The organism is Microcoleus sp. A6-C6 (assembly GCF_036705955.1).
Lineage (GTDB): Bacteria > Cyanobacteriota > Cyanobacteriia > Cyanobacteriales > Microcoleaceae > Microcoleus.
In genome coordinates, this window is record NZ_JAUBVR010000193.1 from 1 (window position 1) to 1,142 (window position 1,142).

Genomic DNA, 1,142 nt, shown 5'->3' on the forward strand with positions numbered 1-1,142 from the left:
CGATCGCAGAAGGTGCCTCTGGAATCGGCGGTGGTGTTACCGCTACCGGGGCTTCCTCTGGAATCGGCGGTGGCGTTGCTGCTACCGGGGCTTCCTCTGGAATCGGCGGTGGCGTTGCTGCTACCGGGGCTTCTTCTGGAATCGGTGGTGGTGCTACGGGTGGCTCTTCTGGAATCGGTGGTGGCGCTACTGCTACCGGGGCTTCCTCTGGGGGAGTTGGCTCTGGTGGCGGTTCTGGTTTGAATGTCTCAGGCGGGGGAGATACCTTTTCTGGAATAGCTGGCTCTGGCTTGATTTCCTCTACTTTCGGTTCATCCAGCATGACAATTTCGATGGCATCGTCTGCAAATTCAGCCGGTTTGACCAACTTGAGGCTCAACGGCAGTATAACAGCGTGCAGTATGGTTGAGGCTAGCAGACCGATCGCCAGAAATTTTTTGAGAGCCTCTTCTTCTTGTTGTCTTTGCGTCGCCGAAATATTTGAAAAACTCATGCCTGATGAATCTCCTTGATTAGATTGTAATTATTCTCATTTATTAATTTTTTATATAGCGAGTTTATCCTATCACCTAGCATTCTGTTTTGCTGTCTGTGTTACTCACGCGGGCGCTGTCCACAGTCGAATTCTGGCAGAGAAAATTCCCAAATTCCTTAACTGCAATACTCTAAGCCATACTGTACCAAAAAAAATCAGTATTCTCAAGTCTTTTAACTTATAATAATTATTTATAAATAACACAATCAATATAAGTTATCTGTATCTTATGTGAGGTGCGATCGCTTGACATTCCCGAATAATCGTGAAATTCTAGTTGAGAATCTTTTAAATTATTGAATACTATTGTCAAGTCCTAATGCAAATTTTAGCAACAAACCACTGACAGAAAAATCGGTAGGGATAACAGTAGGAGCATTTAGAGTACAGGCAAAGATACTTAGATACAGGTAGTGCGGAAAGTGCGATCGCGCCAAGGAGTGAAACAATTTGCAGTCTCAATCACTTGTGCCGACTTGACGCAGAAACTCTACCAGCCCTCTATCGCGCGGCGTTGCAGCATTAGGCAGCCTGCGATCGATCGACGGAGCTAGCGAGAGTAAAAACTAATGGATACTTTCTAATGGATACTTTGATTTACATTTTT

The 1,142-nt window shown here is 45.3% G+C and carries 1 protein-coding gene; it reads right to left on the reverse strand.

Annotation, left to right across the window (positions count from 1 at the left end; all coding sequences use genetic code 11):
* Nucleotides 1–493 (reverse strand): hypothetical protein (locus tag QUB52_RS29160; protein WP_442923409.1); only part of this gene is annotated, 493 nt, incomplete at its 3' end.
* Nucleotides 494–1,142 lie beyond the last annotated feature (649 nt).